We start from the raw sequence: 15,189 nt of genomic DNA, 5'->3' as shown, positions 1-15,189 counted from the left end.
GTCGCATGAGGCTTGGCGCCCTCCGATGGCGACTCGATCCACAGCTGGCCGGCGACGTTCGTACCGTCCGACGTATGCCGCCAGAGGAGCATCCGGTCGCCTTTCCGATTCGCGCTTGGCCCGCGGGGGCCGCGTCGCCTCCGAGGTTAGGCCTAGCCGGGGAAACCTGATGGGTGGCCTCCATGTCGCCGGTGCGACACGGTAGTTGGTCGGCCGGATTCTGCCGTTGGCAGGTGACTCTCCAGGGTCTGCTGCCAGAGCGAAGCCGGGGCTGTGCGACCTCGGATCGCGGGAATTCGCCGAGCTGCCTGCGTGAGCGCTGCGTGAGCGGACGGATGGGCCCCTTCCGACACAAGGTGGCCCGGGACGGTCTTGCGCGACGGGCCGGCCGGCCCGTTCTTGCCGTGGGCGGCGGGCAGGAGCAGGCTGGAGTGGGCGGTGGTGATTCCACCGGATTCGCCAGGATTCCGCCGGATGTCACCGGCCGCCTGGAGGTGAGGCGGAGATGTACTGGCACGGTGACGGCGGCTGGGCCTGGATGGCCTTCATGCCGCTGCTGTGGATCGTCCTGATCGGCCTCGTGGTGTGGGTCGCGGTGCGGCTGGCGAACCGGCCGGACGGGCGCGAGCCGCAGCAGCCGCCGCAGTGGGGGAGCGGGCGAGGCCCGTCGAACGGGCCGCCGCCGCAGGAGCCCCCGCGGCGGGACAGCCCGGAGGAGATCTTGGACCGGCGGTTCGCCATGGGGGAGATGGACGCGGACGCGTACGCCGAGGCGCGACGGCGGCTCGCCGAGCACCGCACGGGGCCGCCGGGCAGCTGACCCGGCAGCTCAGTCGGGTCCGCCGTCCTCCGTGCGCCTCACGCGCACCACGCCCGCGTCCAGGTCCACCCGCAGCGGCGGCTCCTCCGCGACCCGTACGTTCTTCAGCGAGCGCTCGTCCTGCATCGCCCGCTTGAGCGCCTGGGCCGCCGGCGAGGTGTCCTGGAGCAGGTCCACGCCCATCGAGGACAGCCCCTTGCGGCGCCAGTAGATCCAGCCGCGCGCCTCCATCCACAGCAGTGCGCGGTCCGCGAACCAGCCGAGCGCGCACAGCGCGAGGACCCCGGCCGCCACCCACCCCAGCGTCTGAGCCATGTCCGGTGAACTGCCGGGCGGCACAAGGAGTTCCACCACGCCCGTCGGCACCGACAAGTTTTTTTGTCTTGACAAAAATTATTGTCGGACTGATTCTTGAGGAGTGCTGGACGTCGCTGTGATCGAAGAAGCCGCCGCGGCCGAGGCTTCCCTGGACCCCATGCGGTCCCGGATCCTCGCCGCCCTCGCCGAGCCCGGGTCGGCCGCCGCGTTGGCGGGTCGGCTGGGGCTGCCCCGGCAGAAGGTCAACTACCACCTGAAGTCGCTCGAACGGCACGGGCTGGTCGAGCTGGCCGAAGAGCGGCGGAAGGGGAACGTCACCGAGCGGGTGTACCGCGCGACCGCCGCGTCGTACGTCATCTCGCCGAGCGCCCTGGCCGCCGTCAGCCCGGACCCGTCCCGGGCCCCCGACCAGCTCTCCGCGCGCTGGCTGCTGGCGCTGGGCGCCCGGCTGGTGCAGGAGGTCGGGGCGCTGGTGACCGGCGGCGCCCGGGCCCGGCGGCGGGTCGCCACCTTCGGGATCGACGCCGAGGTGCGGTTCGCCTCGGCGGCGGACCGGGCCGCGTTCGCCGACGACCTGACCCGGGCCGTGACGGCACTGGTCAGCCGCTATCACGACGAGCACGCCGAGCAGGGCCGCAGCCACCGGGTCGTCGTCGGGCTGCACCAGATCCCCACCACGACCCACGAGACGACCCGCGAGACCGCATCCGAAGCACGACGGGAAGACTGAGCGATGACGCATCCGTTCGAGATCGAGCTGGAGACCACCCTGCCGGCCAGTCCGCAGGAGGTCTGGGACGCGATCGCCACCGGGCCGGGCGTCGACTCCTGGTTCATGGGGCGCAACGAGGTGGATCCGCGCGAGGGCGGCGTCTGCGCCATGGAGACCGGCGGCCACCGCGAGGAAGCGGTGATCACCGCGTACGAACCGGGCGAGCGCTTCGCCACCCGCACGCCCACCGCCGACGACGGCCGGTTCATGGCCGTGGAGTACCTGATCGAGGGGCGGGAGGGCGGTAGCACCGTGCTCCGCCTCGTCCACAGCGGGATGCTCGGCGACGACTGGCAGGACGAGTACGACGCGCTGCGCGCCGGCTGGCCCTTCCATCTGCACACCCTGCGCGAGTACCTGACGCACTTCACCGGGCGCACCGGCGTCCCCGTCTTCGCCGTGGCGCCCCTGGGGGCGCGGCCCGTGCAGGAGGTGCGGGCGGCGCTCGACGGCGCGCTGTCACTGCCGGCGGCCGGGGCCGAGTCGGGGGCGCGGGTGCACGTCGAGCCCGCCGGACTGCCGCTGCTGGACGGCGAAGTGGTCTGGGCGGAGCCGGGACGCATCGAGGTGCGCACCGCCGACGGGCTCTACACCTTCCACGTCTTCCCGGGCGTGGCGCTGATGTTCCACCACCTCTTCGCGGCCGACGCGGACGGGGCGGTGGCCGAAGCCGCCTGGCAGCGCTGGCTGGCCGAACTCGTCGGCTGACGACCGCACTTGTGCGTACGCCGGTACGCACTTCGCACGCACACCTGACAACAAGGACAGCGAGGACCACCCCATGCGCACCCTGATCAGCTCCGCCTTCATCTCGCTCGACGGCGTCGTGGAGGCCCCGGGCGGCGAGCCCGGCTACCGGAACGCCGGCTGGACCTTCAAGGACGTCGAGTTCGTCCCCGAGGCGTTCGCCATCAAGGGCACCGAGCAGGCGGAGGCCACCGCGGTGCTGCTGGGCCGGGTCAGCTACCAGGCGTTCAGCCCGGTGTGGCCGGACATGGCGGAGTTCGCGGACTACAAGGACATGCCGAAGTACGTCGTCTCCACCACCTTCACCGAGGACGACCTGGTCACGAACTGGGGCGAGACGACGATCCTGCGCTCGATCGAGGAGGTCGCGGCGCTGAAGGAGACCGAGGGCGGCCCGATCATCGTCCACGGCAGCGCCGCCCTGAACCGCGCCCTCTCCGACGCGGGTCTGATCGACCGCTACCACCTGCTGGTCTTCCCGACCCTGCTCGGCGCCGGGAAGCGGCTGTTCAGCACCGCGGACAAGGACGCGCAGAAGCTGAAGCTGGTCGAGCACGAGGTGTACGCGAACGGGTTGCAGAAGCAGGTCCTCGACGTCGTCCACTGACTGACGCCACCCGTGGTGTCGTGCGGTGCGGCCAGGCAATGACGCACCATCAAGACTGCCTGTAGTGGGCAATGCTCTGCGGTGCGATGACGGCGAAGATGGCCACTGCTGGGCGAAGTTCCCAGGTATTGGACATGCGTAAGGAAGGTTCACACGTGAGACTGCCCCGTGCCGCCCTGACTGTCGCGGCCGTCGCTCTGGCGCCGACGCTCCTGCTCGCCACCCCCGCTTTCGCCGGTGACTCGACCGGCGCCGCGCCCAGGGCTTCGGCTGCCGGCGCGGCGGCGACGCCGACCGCAGGCGGTTGCCCGACCGTGACGGTGGGCGAGCTGGATGACCACGACGTCAGGATCGCCATCCTGCGCCTCATGAGTCACCCGGACACCGGCAAGGCCGTCTACGCCGCTGCGGAGGCGGCCATGAACGGCACCGTCCAGGACCAGCGGAACTTCCTGGAGAAGGGCTGCTGGGAGAAGCAGTACGAGGACGACCGCGTTGCCGTCTTCCGCATCCTCGGCCTTCCGACCACCACCCCCGCCGTCCGCGCGGCGGCGGTGCGGGCCCTGGAGATCGGTACGCCGGAGGCGCTGCGGGACTTCCTGGTGCGCGGTCAGTACGAGGCGAAGTCCTAGGAAGCCCGCACCCCGCGCCCCCCGGTCCCGGTCTCGGGCTCGGGCTCGGAGGCGGGGTCGGGATCCGGTGCCGGGATCGCCGTCGCCCACGCGGCCATCGCGTCGAGCACGGTCCGCAGCTCCCGTCCGAAGGGCGTCAGCTCGTACACGACGCGCGGCGGGACCTCGGCGTGCACGGTGCGGGTGACGATGCCGTGCGCCGCGAAGCGGCGCAGCCTGCTGGTGAGGGTGTGCGGGCTGATGCCCGGCAGGGCGTCGCGCAGCTCGCTGAAGCGCTGCGGGCCGCGCAGCAGCTCCCGGACGATGAGCGTGGCCCAGGGGCCGTCGAGCAGGGTGAGGAAGCGGGCGACCCCGCACGTGGGCAGGGGGGTGGTCATGGTGCGATCGTACGCCATTAGTGCAGTTGATGTAACTGGTGCATCGTATGCACCATTGGTCTCATGAGCTATGTGATCCACGGCGCCACGGGCGCCCAGGGAGCCCCCGTCCTCGCGGCCCTCGCCGCCTCCGGCGCGCCGGTGACGGCGGTGTCGCGCGGCGCCGCGACCGTCCCCGACGGCGTGCGCGCCGTCGCCGCCGACTACGCGTCCGTCGACGCGCTGGCCCGCGCCTACGAAGGGGCCGACGGCGTCTTCGTCCATCTGCCGCTGGGCGCGCCGGACGACCGGCTGGCCTTCGCCCGCAACGTCGTCGCCGCGGTCGAGCGGGCCCGCCCGGCCCGCGTCGTCGTCTCCACCAGCGGCGCCTTCACCAACGCCACCTCCGCCACCGCCGCCGGGGGCGTGCCGGCGGATCCCGCCGTGGCGCACCTGGTCGAGGGCGTGCGGCGGAGCGGAGTGTCGTACGCCGTGGTCGCGCCCCGGCTGTTCCTGGAGAACCTGCTCCTGCCGCCGGTCGTCGGCGGCGCCCGCGAGGAGGGCGTCCTGCGCTACCCGCTGGCGGCCGGGCTGCCCGTCTCCTGGTCCTCCCACCTGGACGTCGCCGACGTCGTCGCCGTACTGCTGCGGCGTACGGACGTGGTCGGCACCGTCACCGTCGGGCAGTACCCGGCCGTGACCGGGCCGCAGCTCGCCGAGGCGTTCGGGGGCCGCTTCGGACGGGAGGTGGCGTACGAGGGGATCACCCCCGACGCCTTCGCCGGGCTGATCGCGCCGCTGCTCGGCGAGGCCACCGCGGCGGGCGTCGCGGGCCTCTACCGGGCCATCGGCACGCTCCCGGACCACGCGATCACCCCCGCGGACTCCGCCCAGGAACTGCTGGGCCTGACCCCGCGGACCACCGGCGAATGGCTGGCCGACCTGGGTCTGTGACGCCTCGGGACCGAGGGGGCGGGAGCCCCGCGCCGGGGGCCTTACGCCGGGCGGGGCGTCGGCGGGGGAACGGTGCTGGTGGCCTCCGCGGGCATCGCGGCGAGCCTTGCCCGTACCCACCCGTCGGCCGCGAGCTCCGGCGGCAACTGAGTCGACCCGTCGATCAGCGCACCCGACAACTGCTCGGGCGTCAGGCCGTCGCTGTCCCGCAGGTCCGCCCCGTCGAGGAACGCGCCGAGCAGCGACGCGTCCTTGAAGCGTGCCCCGCGCAGATCCGCCCGGGACAGCACCGCGCCGTCCATTTGCGCGGAGACGAGCAGACAGCCCCTCATGTCGGCCTCGGTGAAGATGGCGTTGGTCAGATCCAGCCCACGGAACGCAGAGTGCCGCAGATCCGCCCAGGTGAAGAAGGCCGACCGGAACGAGGGCGGCGCGTCGAACTCGAAGTCCCGGATGTAGAGGCCCGGCAGCGTCACGTGCCGCAGGTCGAGCCGGAAGGGCTCGGGGCGGTCGGGGCGCACGGCGAGTATGCGCAGCGCCGCATCGACGTCCGCGGAGGGCTGGACGCCGAAGGCGGGCAGGGGCTTGCCGTGCGAGCGCGACTGGTCGAGCCCTTCGGGGAAGTCGGCCGGCCTGGTGCGGTTCCTGACGGTCTGCGCCAGCAGATTGACCACCGTCACGTGGTCCTGCGGCGATTCCGCCAGGACGTGCTCCAGGCTGTAGATCGCACCCAGGCGCTCTTCGACGTGCTCCGACGTCAAGAGTTCGACGGCCCTGCTGAAGCGTTCCGTCACCTGTCCGCGCTTGGTCAGTGCGTAGGTGCGCGCGGTGAAGGCGAGACCGCCGATGACGGCCGCACCGCCGATGGCCGCGAGGATCGTCTGGCGGACGGCGTTGATGGCGTCCGCCTTCTCCTTGCCGGGCAGCCCGCGTACGGTGTCGCCGGCGATCAGCCAGGAGACGGGGCCCAGGACGACGAGCAGGAGCCCGGCGGCGACGAGCGCGCCGACCACGGCGAGCGCCGCTCGCTTCTGCCGGTGCGTGGGGCGCCCCCGCCGCCGAAATCGCATGCGGCGATCCTAGTGGCGCAGCCCGGAGGCCGTCGGGCCCGCGTCCCTCGGTCCACCGGCTCGGGCTACCGGCCCGAGATCCGGTCCGCCAGCCGGGCCACGCGGTCCGTCTCCGTCGAGTGCGCCGTCGACTCCCGACGGTCCGCGCCGCGGTACGCCGCGTACATCGCCCGCACCCCCAGCCAGCGCAGCGGCTCCGGCTCCCACCTGCGGACCCGGTGGCCCACCCACGGCAGCGCGGTCAGCTCCGTCGCCCCGCCCTGGCCGGAGTCCTGTTGGATCAGGTCGCGCAGGGTGCGGGCGGCGAGGTTGGCGGTGGTGACGCCGGAGCCGACGTAACCGCCCGCCCAGCCCAGGCCCGTCGAACGGTCGAGGGTGACCGTGGCGCACCAGTCGCGGGGCACCCCGAGCACGCCCGACCAGGCGTGCTCGATGCGGGTGCCGGCGAGCGTGGGGAAGAAGCGGACCAGGACGTCCCGCAGCGCGGCCACGGTCTCCGGCTGCGTGCGGCCGTCGTTGTCGGTGCGGGAGCCGTAGCGGTACGGGACGCCCCGGCCGCCGATGGCGATCCGGTCGTCCGCGGTGCGCTGCGCGTACACGTACGCGTGGGCCAGGTCGCCCAGCGTCTCCCGGCCGTCCCAGCCGATCGCCTCCCACACCGACGGCGCCAGCGGTTCGGTGACGACCATCGAGGAGTTCATCGGCAGCCAGGTGCGGCGCTGCCCCTTGATGCCGGCGGTGAAGCCCTCGGTGCAGCGCAGCACGTACGGGGCGCGGACCGTGCCGTACGGGGTGACGGCGTGCTTGGGCCGGATCTCGGTGACCGGCGTGGACTCGTGGATGGTGACGCCGAGCGCCTCGACGGCCGCCGCGAGCCCCTTCACCAGCTTCGCCGGGTCCAGCCGCGCGCCGTGCGGCGTCCAGGTCGCGGCGACGGCGCCGGCGACCCGGATGCGCTCCGCGGTCTCCCGGGCGCCCAGCAGCACCCGGTCGTGCTCGCCGAAGGCGACTTCGACGGAGTGGTACGCGGTGAGGCGGGCGCGCTGGGCGGGGGAGCGGGCGACTTCGAGGACGCCGCCCCGGTGGACGTCGGCGTCGATGCCCTCGTCCGCGGCGACCGCGACGACCTCGCCGACGGAGTCGTTCATCGCCTGCTGGAGGCGGACGGCGGCCTCGTGGCCGTGGAGCTTGGCGTACCGGTCGCGGCCCGCGATGCCGTTGTACAGCCAGCCGCCGTTGCGGCCGGAGGCGCCGTAGCCGCAGAAGGAGGCTTCGAGGACGGTGATGTTCAGGAAGGGGACGGCCTTCTTGAGGTAGTACGCCGTCCACAGGCCGGTGTAGCCGCCGCCGACGATGCAGACGTCCGCGGTGGCGTCGCCGGGCAGCGGCTCGCGGGGCGCGGGGAGCCCGCTGCGCGCGTACCAGAACGAAATGCCGCCGTTGACGGTGCTCGTGGTGGTGCTCATGTCGTTCCTGCTCACTGTCCGATGGCCGGGCCCGATGCGGGTACGCACGAGACTATGCGGCCCGGCGGGGCCTGAAAATGCTGGAATTCGTTGTGTGCTTCCTGCCTAGGATCGGGACATGATCGAGGTTCCCCAGGCACTCGTGGACTCCCACGCCAAGCACGGTGGGGCTGCCTCCCGGGCCTTCATCGAGGCGCTTCCCACCCGCGCCGCCGCACTCCTGGACCGGTGGGACCTGCGGCGCTCGGGGGCGCCGACGCACGGCCTGGTCTCGCTCGTGCTGCCCGTCGTACGCGCCGACGGCACGGAATCCGTACTGAAGATCGGGCCGGTGGACGAGGAGACCGAGGGCGAGCCGGACGCCCTGCGGACGTGGAACGGCGCCGGCGCGGTCCGGCTGCTGGAGCACGACCCGGCGACCGGCGCGCTGCTGCTGGAGGGCCTGGACGCCACCCGCCACCTGTCCGCCGTCCCCGACGTGCGGCAGGCGGTGCAGGTCGTCGCCGAACTGCTGGCCCGGCTGTCGGCCGGCCCCGCGCCCGCGGGGATGCGCCGGCTCGGGGACGTCACGACCGCGATGCTGGCGCAGGTGCCGGAAGCGGCGCGGCGCCTGGTCGACGCGGACGAGCGGCGGCTGCTGCTCGACTGCGCCGCGGCGGTGCGGGAGGTCGCGGACGAGCCGGGGGACCGGTTGCTCCACTGGGACCTGCACTACGACAACGTGCTCGCGGCCGAGCGCGAGCCGTGGCTGGCGATCGATCCCAAGCCGCTCGCCGGCGACCCCGGGTTCGAGCTGATGCCGGCACTGACGAACCGTTACGACCCGGACCCGGCGGCCACGGTGTGGCGGTTCGACCTGATGACGGAGGTGCTGGGGCTCGACCGCGAGCGGGCCAGGGCGTGGACGCTCGGGCGGGTCCTCCAGTGGTCCCTGTGGGACGTCGCGGACGACGGGGAGGAGGAACTGCCGAAGACGCCGGCGCAGATCGCCCTCGCGCTGCTGGCGGCCCGCCCGTAGGGCCTGCCTCACGGATCTTGCTGGGATGCGCAGTGAATCGGAGTCAAGATGACGGACATCACCGGTGCGATCGCGGCCGCGAAGGCGGTCGCCGCATCGCTCGACCTGCCCGCCGACGACGCGATCGTCCTCCACGACTCGAACAGGCTGACGCTGCGGCTGACGCCGTGCGACGTGCTCGCCCGGGTCGCTCCTGCGGGGCACGGGGCTGCGCCGTTCGAAGTCGAGCTCGCTCAGCGGCTCGCCCGGGTCGGGTGCCCGACGGGCCTTTTGGCACCTCGGGTGGACCCGCGCGTGCACGAGCGCGACGGCTTCACCGTGACGCTGTGGACCCACTACGAACCCGTGACTCCGCACGTCCCGCCAGCCGACTACGCCAAGGCGCTGGAGCGGCTGCACGCCGGCATGCGCAAGGTCGACGCGCCGAGCCCGCGGTTCACGGACCGCATCGTCGAGGCGGAAGACGTCGTCGCCGACCCGAACCGCTCGCCGGAACTCGCCGACGCGGACCGCGCGTTCCTCAGCGGCAGACTGGGAAGCCTGCGACGGGCGATCGAGGACCGCGGCGCCGTGGAGCAGTTGCTCCACGGCGAGCCGCATCCGGGCAATGTGCTCGGCACGAAGGACGGCCCGCTCTTCGTCGACCTTGAGACGTGTTGCCGTGGGCCCGTCGAGTTCGACCTCGCCCATGTCGCCGAGGCGGTCTGCGCGCACTATCCGAACGTTGACCGAGGGCTGCTGGACGACTGCCGGCAGCTCGTCCTCGCGATGGTCGCGGCCTGGCGCTGGGAGCGTGGCGACCGGCTTCCGAACGGGAGGTGGTTCGGCGAGGAGTTCTTGCGCTTGCTGCGCCAGGGGCCTCCTTGGCCGACGCTCGACGTGGTCGCCGGGCGATGGGACGGTCCGGAGAAGACGTCCGTGGTCACGTGAACATCGGCGCCATCCGCACCCCTGGGACCGACGGGGCGAACCTGTCGCACCGTCACGTGGGGGCGCGACGGCTCTTGAACGTGTCCCGTGCACGTAGATGGGGCGGGGCGGTCGATCCCCCGTGGCCGACCGCCCCGCCCCCTTTCGCTCAGCGCCAGCGGATCCGTTTTTGTTTCTGCCGTCGCCGCACGTCAGGGGATGAGCACCACTTTGCCCATGGTCCTCCGGGTTTCCAGCGCGTGGTGCGCCCGGGCCGCGTCGGACAGCGGGAAGCGCTGGACGCCGGGGCGCAGTCGGCCGGTGGTGAGTTCGGCGAGGGCGCGGTCCTCCAGGGCGCGCACGTTCCCGTTCACCGGCGCGAGCAGCATCGAGCCGTCGAGGATGTTCGTCGACGTGATGCCGCGCGCCGCCAGTTCCTCCTCGGAGAAGGTGAGCGGTCCGCCGTCGAGCAGGCCGTCGTCGGCCCAGCCGTAGACGAGGTGGTGGCCGCCCTTGCCGAGGAGGTCGACGGCGGCGCGCGCGGTGGCGCCGCCGACCGCGTCGAAGACGATGGTGGCGCGGCGCTCGCCGAGGTGGTCGCGGACCTCTTCGGGCCAGCCGTCGTTCAGGTAGTCGACCGCGAAGTCCGCGCCGCCCGCGAGGACGCGGGTGACCTTGTTCGGGCCGCCGGCCAGGCCGATGACGGTGGCGCCGGCGTTCTTCGCGTACTGCACCAGCAGGGTGCCGATGCCGCCCGCCGCCGCGGTGACCAGGACGACGGCGTCGGGCCCGAGGTCCGCGAACTGGAGGACGCCCATCGTGGTGCGGCCCGTGCCGATCATGGCGACGGCCTCGGCGGGGTCGACGCCGTCGGGGACCTCCTGGAGCCGTTCGGCCTCGGTGACGACGAGTTCGGCGTACCCGCCGGGCCGCATCCCGATGTGGACGACGACCGTACGGCCGAGCCACCGCGCGTCGACGCCCTCGCCGAGCGCGTCGACGGTGCCGGCGACCTCGCGGCCGGGGACGGTGGGCAGCGGCACGGGCTCCGGGTAGGGGCCCGTGGCGCCGGCGCGCAGCGCGGTGTCCAGCAGGTGCACCCCGGCCGCGGCGACGGCGATCCGCACCTGGCCGGGGCCGGGCACGGGGTCGTCGACGCGTTCGTACGTCAGGTTCTCGGCGGGACCGTAGGCGTGGAGGCGGACGGCGTACATGGATCCCCCTGGGGGCTCTTCGGACGGTTGTCGTCGTACGGCCCCCACTCTCCGACCTCAAGTGACCTTGAGGTCAAGGCCCTCCGTGAGCTGCCCGTCTTCCGTGCGGGACGTGCCGCGCAGGGCGCGCAGCGCCAGCTCGGCCGCCCGCTGGCCGCTGTGGAAGGCCACTTCGCCGAGCAGCCCGGGCGCCGCGACCTGGTCGCCGGCGAGGAACACCCCGTCGCCCCGGTCGATCGCGGGCCGGTCCCGCCAGGTCGTGCCGGGCAGGTCCAGCGCTCCCGTACGGCCCTGGGCGAGGGCGTCGCTGCGCCACTCCACCCGCTCCCGCCAGCCGGGGTACCCCAGGTCGAACAGCGCCTCCGCGCGGGCCGAGCCGTCCGCCTTCGACTCGTCCGGGGCGATCGGGACCTGCGCCTGGACGAGGGAGCGGCCGGCGGGCGCCAGCGCCGACGAGGTCGCCGAGAACCGCTCCACCCAGCCCGGGGCGTCCAGGTCGGAGACGATGAACGCGTCGCGCCCGCGGCGGGGGTTCGCCAGCCCCAGGTCGACCAGGGTCGTACGGCCGCTGGTCCCGTGCAGCGAGTCGTCGCCCAGGAGCGTGCGGGCCGCGGCGAGCGAGGTGGCGACGACCACCGGGCCGTGCGCCTCGGGCAGCGCGTCCACCCGGGCCGAGGTCTCGATGCGCACGCCCGCCTCCCGGGCCCGGCGCGCCATCCGCTCGATCGCCTGCCCCCAGCCGCCCCGCAGGTAGCGCGCGCCGGGCGGCACCGCGACGACCCGCCGCAGCCGCTCCTGCACGAACGCGGCGGAGAGCGACCCGGGGTCGTGGTGGAAGGCGACGACCCCCGTGAAGTTCGCCGCGGCCCGGGCCGCCCCGGCCCCGGCGACCCCGGTGGCCCAGGTCAGGAAGTCCACGTCCACGGGGGCCTTGCGCAGGTCGGTACGGGCCAGCCGCACCAGCCCGCGCGGCGGCAGAGCGCGGGCCGCGCCGTGCTGGCGGAACCGGAACGTGACGGCGTCCCGCAACGGGATCCGCCCGACCGGCCCGATCAGGTCGCGCCGCCGCAGCCAGGTCCACATCGGGCCGGTGTAGAAGACGTGCGGCCCCTCGTTGGCCCGGTACGGCCCGTCGGCGGTGCGGCCCCGGCCGCCGAGCGTGTGGTGGGCCTCGTAGAGGGTGACCTGCGCGCCGGCCTCGGCGGCGGTGAGGGCGGCGGTGAGTCCGGCGACTCCGCCGCCGACGACGGTGAGGTGCATGGTGGGTCCTTCCCCTTGGCGCTTGCTGTCACCAGGAGGACGGACGGGGGGCCGCGAAATGTGACACGGGGCGCGGTGGTGCGTCGGTCAGGTGCGGGGGAAGCGGGCCTGGAGGTCCCAGACCACCGGGTTGTCGGCGAGCCCTTCGTGCAGGTCGGTCAGGTCCGCGACCAGGTCGTGCAGGAAGTCCCGGGCCTCGCGCCGCAGCTCCGCGTGCGCGAAGGACAGCGGGCGCTCCTCGCCCGGCACCCAGTCCGCGGACACCTCCACGAACCCGAACCGCCGCCGGAACAGCATCCGGTCCGTCGACTCCGTGAAGTCCAGCTCGGCGTACTGCGGCCGGGCAGCGCGACTCCCGAGCGGATCCCGGTCCAACTCCTCCACGACCCCGCACAACGCCCACGCGAAGTCGAGCACCGGCACCCATCCCCAGGCTGTGGACAACTCCCGGTCGGCGTCGGTGTCGGCGAGGTACACGTCTCCGCAGAAGAGGTCGTGGCGGAGGGTGTGGGTGTCGGCGCGACGGTAGTCCGTCTGCGGAGGGTCCGGAAAGCGACGCGATAGCGAATACCCGATGTCAAGCACCCGCAGATGGTGCCATGCGCCTGCGGGTGCGCTGCGCTCCGGGGCCCTGCGTCGTTGCCCTTCGGGAGACTCGGTCTCCGCGGCCCGGTGGCAGGCTGCCCGCGCAGTTCCTCCCCCCTCGGCCCGAGAGGGACTGGGGAGCTTCCCGGTTCCTCACCTGCGGCCCGGTGGGTGGTTCTCGCGCAGTTCCCCGCGCCCCTAAACCCCTTGTCCCGCAGGTGACCGACCAGGTGAGCGAAACAGGGGCGCGGGGAACTGCGCGACCAGCCCATCACCGGGCCGCGGAGACGAACGCTCCCGCAGGGGGTACGGCGGTCCTGCCGGGGGCGCGGGGAACTGCGCGAGAACCATCCACCGGCCCGCGGACGCAAACGCAACCCGCAGGGAAACGGCGCCCCCCCGCCCGCCTACGGCAACAAGCGGCGTTCCTTGGCGACCGCCACCGCCCCCGCCCTCGTGTCCACGCCCAGCTTTCCGTAGATCCGGCCCAGGTGCGTCTTCACCGTCGCCTCGCTGATGAACAGCGCCCGGGCGATCTCCCGGTTCCCCAGGCCCCGGGCCAGCTGGCCCAAGATGTCCGTCTCCCGCTCCGTCAGTGACGGGCGGCCCGCCCCGCGCATGTGGTCCATCACCCGGCTGGCGACCGGCGCGGACAGCGCCGTGCGGCCCTGCGCCGCCGAGTGGATCGCGGTGAACAGCTCCTCCGGCCGCTCCGCCTTCAGCAGGTAGCCCGTGGCGCCCGCCTCGATCGCGCGGGTGATGTCCGCGTCCGTGTCGTACGTCGTGAGCACCAGCACGTGCACCTTCGACGAGGCGATGCGGCGCGTCGCCTCCACCCCGTCGATGCCGGGGCCGAGCTGGAGGTCCATCAGCACCACGTCCGGTGCGAGCTTCGCCGCCATCGCGACCGCCTCCTCGCCGCTGCCGGCCTCGCCGACGACCTCGATGTCGGGCGCGCTGCCCAGCAGCGCGAGCAGCCCGGCGCGCACCACGGCGTGGTCGTCGCAGAGCAGGATGCGGACGGGGGCGCTGGTACTCGTCATGGCTGCTCCAGGGGGATCGCGGCGGACACGACCGTACCTTCGCCGGCCGCGGATTCGATCGTGAGGGACCCGCCGAGCTGCCCGACCCGCGCCCGCATCGCCGCGATCCCGTGACCGCGCACCCCGGGCGGCACCCTCGGCGCACCGCCGCCCGCGGCGAACCCGCGCCCGTCGTCCGCGATGTCCAGGACGACCTGGTCGTCCAGGTGGCTGAGGGTGAGCGTGGCGCGGGACGCGTCGGCGTGCTCCCGTACGTTCGCCAGCGCGCCCTGCGCGATCCGCAGCAGCGCCGACTGGACCCGTACGGGCAGCGGCACCGGCACCCCGTCCACGTGGCAGCGCACCCGCAGCGCGTCCGACGACTCGCGCTCGGCCAGCGCGTGCAGCGCCTGCGGGAGCCCGCCGCCCGCCGCGAGGTCCGCCGGCGCGAGGTCGTGCACGAAGCGCCGGGCCTCGGCGAGGCTGCGCTCCGCGATGCCCTCGGCCGTACGGACGTGGCCGCGCGCGGTCGCCGCGTCGCTGTCCCAGGTGCGCTCCGCGGCCTGGAGCAGCATCTGCTGGCTGGACAGGCTCTGTGCGAGCGTGTCGTGGATCTCCATCGACAGCCGCTGCCGCTCCGCGAGCGTCCCTTCGCGGCGCTCGGTCGCGGCCAGTTCGCGCCGGGTGCGGATCAGGTCGTCCACCAGGGCCTGGAGACGTTCGGCCTGCCGGCGCATGTGCAGGAAGACGCCGGTGGCGAGCGCGGCGACGGTGGGCGGCAGGAGGAAGAGGTTCGGGTCGAGGCCGTGCCGCAGCTGCCACTCCGCGTACACGACGAGCGCGCTGAGGACGGCGACGAGCGCGATCGCCGCGCGCGTCGGCAGCGTCCGCAGCGCGGTGTAGATCAGCGGTACGGCGCACCACGCGAAGCTCGGCGCGAGCAGCACGATGACCACCCAGCAGCCGACGACCAGCCCGAAGCGCACCAGCTCGGCGCGGTCGGTCCGGCCGGGAACGCGCGCGGTGAGCCAGGGCCCGGCGAGCTGGAGCAGCGCGAGCGCGGTGCTCAGCCCGATGACCCACGACAGGCGCGGACTGCCCGGGTGGTTGATCACGAACCGCAGCAGCGCGCCGGCGAGCAGCGTCAGGAACGTGACGTTCATCAGCACGTCGAGCCAGCGGTCGTCGCGCCGCGCGCCGCGGTCGGCGCCCAGGGGCGGCGCGGCGGGGGCCGTGCGGTGGTGGTGGTCGTCCATCGTGTCCGTGTCCGTCGTTCGTTCTCCTGGCGCCGGCCCGTACGCGGCGCCGGCCCGTACGCGACGCCTGCGCGCACCCGGCGGCCGTGGCTCCCGCCCGGCCGCCTTCCTCGCATCGTGACCCGGCGCGACCACCTCCGCATCAGCCGATCGGTGGACCCGCGCCTCATCCATCATGCACGC

17 protein-coding genes are annotated in these 15,189 nt (G+C 73.6%); 8 read left to right on the top strand and 9 right to left on the bottom strand.

Annotated elements, in window-relative coordinates:
* Positions 1–505 precede the first annotated feature (505 nt).
* Positions 506–820: a hypothetical protein gene (locus AB0E05_RS11410; protein ID WP_361961794.1), complete on the top strand. Its 315-nt coding sequence runs from the start codon at positions 506–508 to the stop codon at positions 818–820.
* A gap of 9 nt (positions 821–829) precedes the next feature.
* On the opposite strand, the gene AB0E05_RS11405 is transcribed toward AB0E05_RS11410, so the two are convergent.
* Positions 830–1,135: a hypothetical protein gene (locus AB0E05_RS11405; protein ID WP_361961792.1), complete on the bottom strand. Its 306-nt coding sequence runs from the start codon at positions 1,133–1,135 to the stop codon at positions 830–832.
* Positions 1,136–1,238: 103 nt separating this feature from the next.
* Between AB0E05_RS11405 and AB0E05_RS11400 the strand changes: the two genes are divergently transcribed.
* The 4 genes from AB0E05_RS11400 to AB0E05_RS11385 all read left to right on the top strand — a co-directional run bounded on the left by AB0E05_RS11400 (position 1,239) and on the right by AB0E05_RS11385 (position 3,896).
* Positions 1,239–1,868 carry a helix-turn-helix domain-containing protein gene (locus AB0E05_RS11400; RefSeq protein ID WP_361961790.1) on the top strand — a complete coding sequence of 210 codons (630 nt, stop codon included), beginning with the start codon at positions 1,239–1,241 and terminating at the stop codon, positions 1,866–1,868.
* 3 nt (positions 1,869–1,871) lie between these two features.
* The gene (locus AB0E05_RS11395; protein WP_361961788.1) at positions 1,872–2,618 is read left to right on the top strand and encodes an SRPBCC domain-containing protein; all 747 of its coding nucleotides are present in this window, start codon (positions 1,872–1,874) and stop codon (positions 2,616–2,618) included.
* 73 nt (positions 2,619–2,691) lie between these two features.
* Positions 2,692–3,264: a dihydrofolate reductase family protein gene (locus AB0E05_RS11390; protein ID WP_361961786.1), complete on the top strand. Its 573-nt coding sequence runs from the start codon at positions 2,692–2,694 to the stop codon at positions 3,262–3,264.
* Between the two features lie 155 nt (positions 3,265–3,419).
* A complete protein-coding gene (locus AB0E05_RS11385; protein WP_361961784.1) occupies positions 3,420–3,896 on the top strand; it encodes a hypothetical protein in 477 nt (158 codons plus the stop codon).
* Here AB0E05_RS11385 and AB0E05_RS11380 read toward each other — a convergent pair.
* A complete protein-coding gene (locus AB0E05_RS11380) occupies positions 3,893–4,273 on the bottom strand; it encodes a helix-turn-helix domain-containing protein (RefSeq protein ID WP_361961782.1) in 381 nt (126 codons plus the stop codon). The genes AB0E05_RS11385 and AB0E05_RS11380 overlap by 4 nt on opposite strands.
* 63 nt (positions 4,274–4,336) lie before the next feature.
* On the opposite strand from AB0E05_RS11380, the gene AB0E05_RS11375 reads away from it, so the two are divergent.
* Positions 4,337–5,206 (top strand): NmrA family NAD(P)-binding protein, encoded by an 870-nt coding sequence (locus tag AB0E05_RS11375; RefSeq protein WP_361961780.1) that lies wholly within the window; start codon positions 4,337–4,339, stop codon positions 5,204–5,206.
* A 41-nt stretch (positions 5,207–5,247) separates the two neighbouring features.
* Here the strand turns inward: AB0E05_RS11375 and AB0E05_RS11370 are convergent, their stop codons facing one another.
* Both AB0E05_RS11370 and AB0E05_RS11365 read right to left on the bottom strand, forming a co-directional pair.
* Positions 5,248–6,276, bottom strand: coding sequence for a pentapeptide repeat-containing protein (locus tag AB0E05_RS11370; protein ID WP_361961778.1), 1,029 nt, complete (start codon positions 6,274–6,276; stop codon positions 5,248–5,250).
* Positions 6,277–6,341: 65 nt separating this feature from the next.
* Positions 6,342–7,742: an FAD-dependent oxidoreductase gene (locus tag AB0E05_RS11365; RefSeq protein ID WP_361961776.1), complete on the bottom strand. Its 1,401-nt coding sequence runs from the start codon at positions 7,740–7,742 to the stop codon at positions 6,342–6,344.
* A gap of 118 nt (positions 7,743–7,860) precedes the next feature.
* Here AB0E05_RS11365 and AB0E05_RS11360 point away from each other — a divergent pair, with 118 nt between their 5' ends.
* Positions 7,861–8,760 carry an aminoglycoside phosphotransferase family protein gene (locus tag AB0E05_RS11360; protein WP_361961773.1) on the top strand — a complete coding sequence of 300 codons (900 nt, stop codon included), beginning with the start codon at positions 7,861–7,863 and terminating at the stop codon, positions 8,758–8,760.
* 48 nt (positions 8,761–8,808) lie between these two features.
* Positions 8,809–9,690 carry a phosphotransferase gene (locus tag AB0E05_RS11355; RefSeq protein ID WP_361961771.1) on the top strand — a complete coding sequence of 294 codons (882 nt, stop codon included), beginning with the start codon at positions 8,809–8,811 and terminating at the stop codon, positions 9,688–9,690.
* Positions 9,691–9,881: 191 nt separating this feature from the next.
* On the opposite strand, the gene AB0E05_RS11350 is transcribed toward AB0E05_RS11355, so the two are convergent.
* The 5 genes from AB0E05_RS11350 to AB0E05_RS11330 form a co-directional block, all read right to left on the bottom strand.
* On the bottom strand, positions 9,882–10,883 hold the full coding sequence (locus AB0E05_RS11350) for a zinc-binding dehydrogenase (protein ID WP_361961769.1): 1,002 nt from the start codon (positions 10,881–10,883) through the stop codon (positions 9,882–9,884).
* A gap of 57 nt (positions 10,884–10,940) precedes the next feature.
* Positions 10,941–12,143: an FAD-dependent oxidoreductase gene (locus tag AB0E05_RS11345; protein ID WP_361961767.1), complete on the bottom strand. Its 1,203-nt coding sequence runs from the start codon at positions 12,141–12,143 to the stop codon at positions 10,941–10,943.
* Between the two features lie 87 nt (positions 12,144–12,230).
* Entirely contained in the window at positions 12,231–12,728 is a 498-nt protein-coding gene (locus AB0E05_RS11340) for a hypothetical protein (protein ID WP_361961765.1), read from the bottom strand.
* A gap of 407 nt (positions 12,729–13,135) precedes the next feature.
* Entirely contained in the window at positions 13,136–13,771 is a 636-nt protein-coding gene (locus AB0E05_RS11335) for a response regulator transcription factor (RefSeq protein ID WP_361961763.1), read from the bottom strand.
* Entirely contained in the window at positions 13,768–15,006 is a 1,239-nt protein-coding gene (locus AB0E05_RS11330; RefSeq protein WP_361961761.1) for a sensor histidine kinase, read from the bottom strand. Before AB0E05_RS11330 ends, AB0E05_RS11335 begins: the two co-directional genes overlap by 4 nt.
* Positions 15,007–15,189 lie beyond the last annotated feature (183 nt).

Origin of the sequence: Streptomyces sp. NPDC048057, from assembly GCF_040653095.1 — a bacterium.
Taxonomy (GTDB): domain Bacteria; phylum Actinomycetota; class Actinomycetes; order Streptomycetales; family Streptomycetaceae; genus Streptomyces.
Note: the sequence above shows the minus strand (reverse complement) of the source record. Positions and strands in the feature narration are given on the sequence as shown.

Excerpts from the sequence above, each read along its gene's own strand:
- AB0E05_RS11405 (WP_361961792.1), bottom strand. The coding sequence starts at position 1,135 with ATGGCTCAGACGCTGGGGTGGGTGGCGGCCGGGGTCCTCGCGCTGTGC.
- AB0E05_RS11390 (WP_361961786.1), top strand. The coding sequence starts at position 2,692 with ATGCGCACCCTGATCAGCTCCGCCTTCATCTCGCTCGACGGCGTCGTG.
- AB0E05_RS11360 (WP_361961773.1), top strand. The coding sequence starts at position 7,861 with ATGATCGAGGTTCCCCAGGCACTCGTGGACTCCCACGCCAAGCACGGT.
- AB0E05_RS11380 (WP_361961782.1), bottom strand. The coding sequence starts at position 4,273 with ATGACCACCCCCCTGCCCACGTGCGGGGTCGCCCGCTTCCTCACCCTG.
- AB0E05_RS11335 (WP_361961763.1), bottom strand. The coding sequence starts at position 13,771 with ATGACGAGTACCAGCGCCCCCGTCCGCATCCTGCTCTGCGACGACCAC.
- AB0E05_RS11345 (WP_361961767.1), bottom strand. The coding sequence starts at position 12,143 with ATGCACCTCACCGTCGTCGGCGGCGGAGTCGCCGGACTCACCGCCGCC.
- AB0E05_RS11330 (WP_361961761.1), bottom strand. The coding sequence starts at position 15,006 with ATGGACGACCACCACCACCGCACGGCCCCCGCCGCGCCGCCCCTGGGC.
- AB0E05_RS11355 (WP_361961771.1), top strand. The coding sequence starts at position 8,809 with ATGACGGACATCACCGGTGCGATCGCGGCCGCGAAGGCGGTCGCCGCA.
- AB0E05_RS11410 (WP_361961794.1), top strand. The coding sequence starts at position 506 with ATGTACTGGCACGGTGACGGCGGCTGGGCCTGGATGGCCTTCATGCCG.
- AB0E05_RS11350 (WP_361961769.1), bottom strand. The coding sequence starts at position 10,883 with ATGTACGCCGTCCGCCTCCACGCCTACGGTCCCGCCGAGAACCTGACG.
- AB0E05_RS11370 (WP_361961778.1), bottom strand. The coding sequence starts at position 6,276 with ATGCGATTTCGGCGGCGGGGGCGCCCCACGCACCGGCAGAAGCGAGCG.
- AB0E05_RS11375 (WP_361961780.1), top strand. The coding sequence starts at position 4,337 with ATGAGCTATGTGATCCACGGCGCCACGGGCGCCCAGGGAGCCCCCGTC.
- AB0E05_RS11395 (WP_361961788.1), top strand. The coding sequence starts at position 1,872 with ATGACGCATCCGTTCGAGATCGAGCTGGAGACCACCCTGCCGGCCAGT.
- AB0E05_RS11365 (WP_361961776.1), bottom strand. The coding sequence starts at position 7,742 with ATGAGCACCACCACGAGCACCGTCAACGGCGGCATTTCGTTCTGGTAC.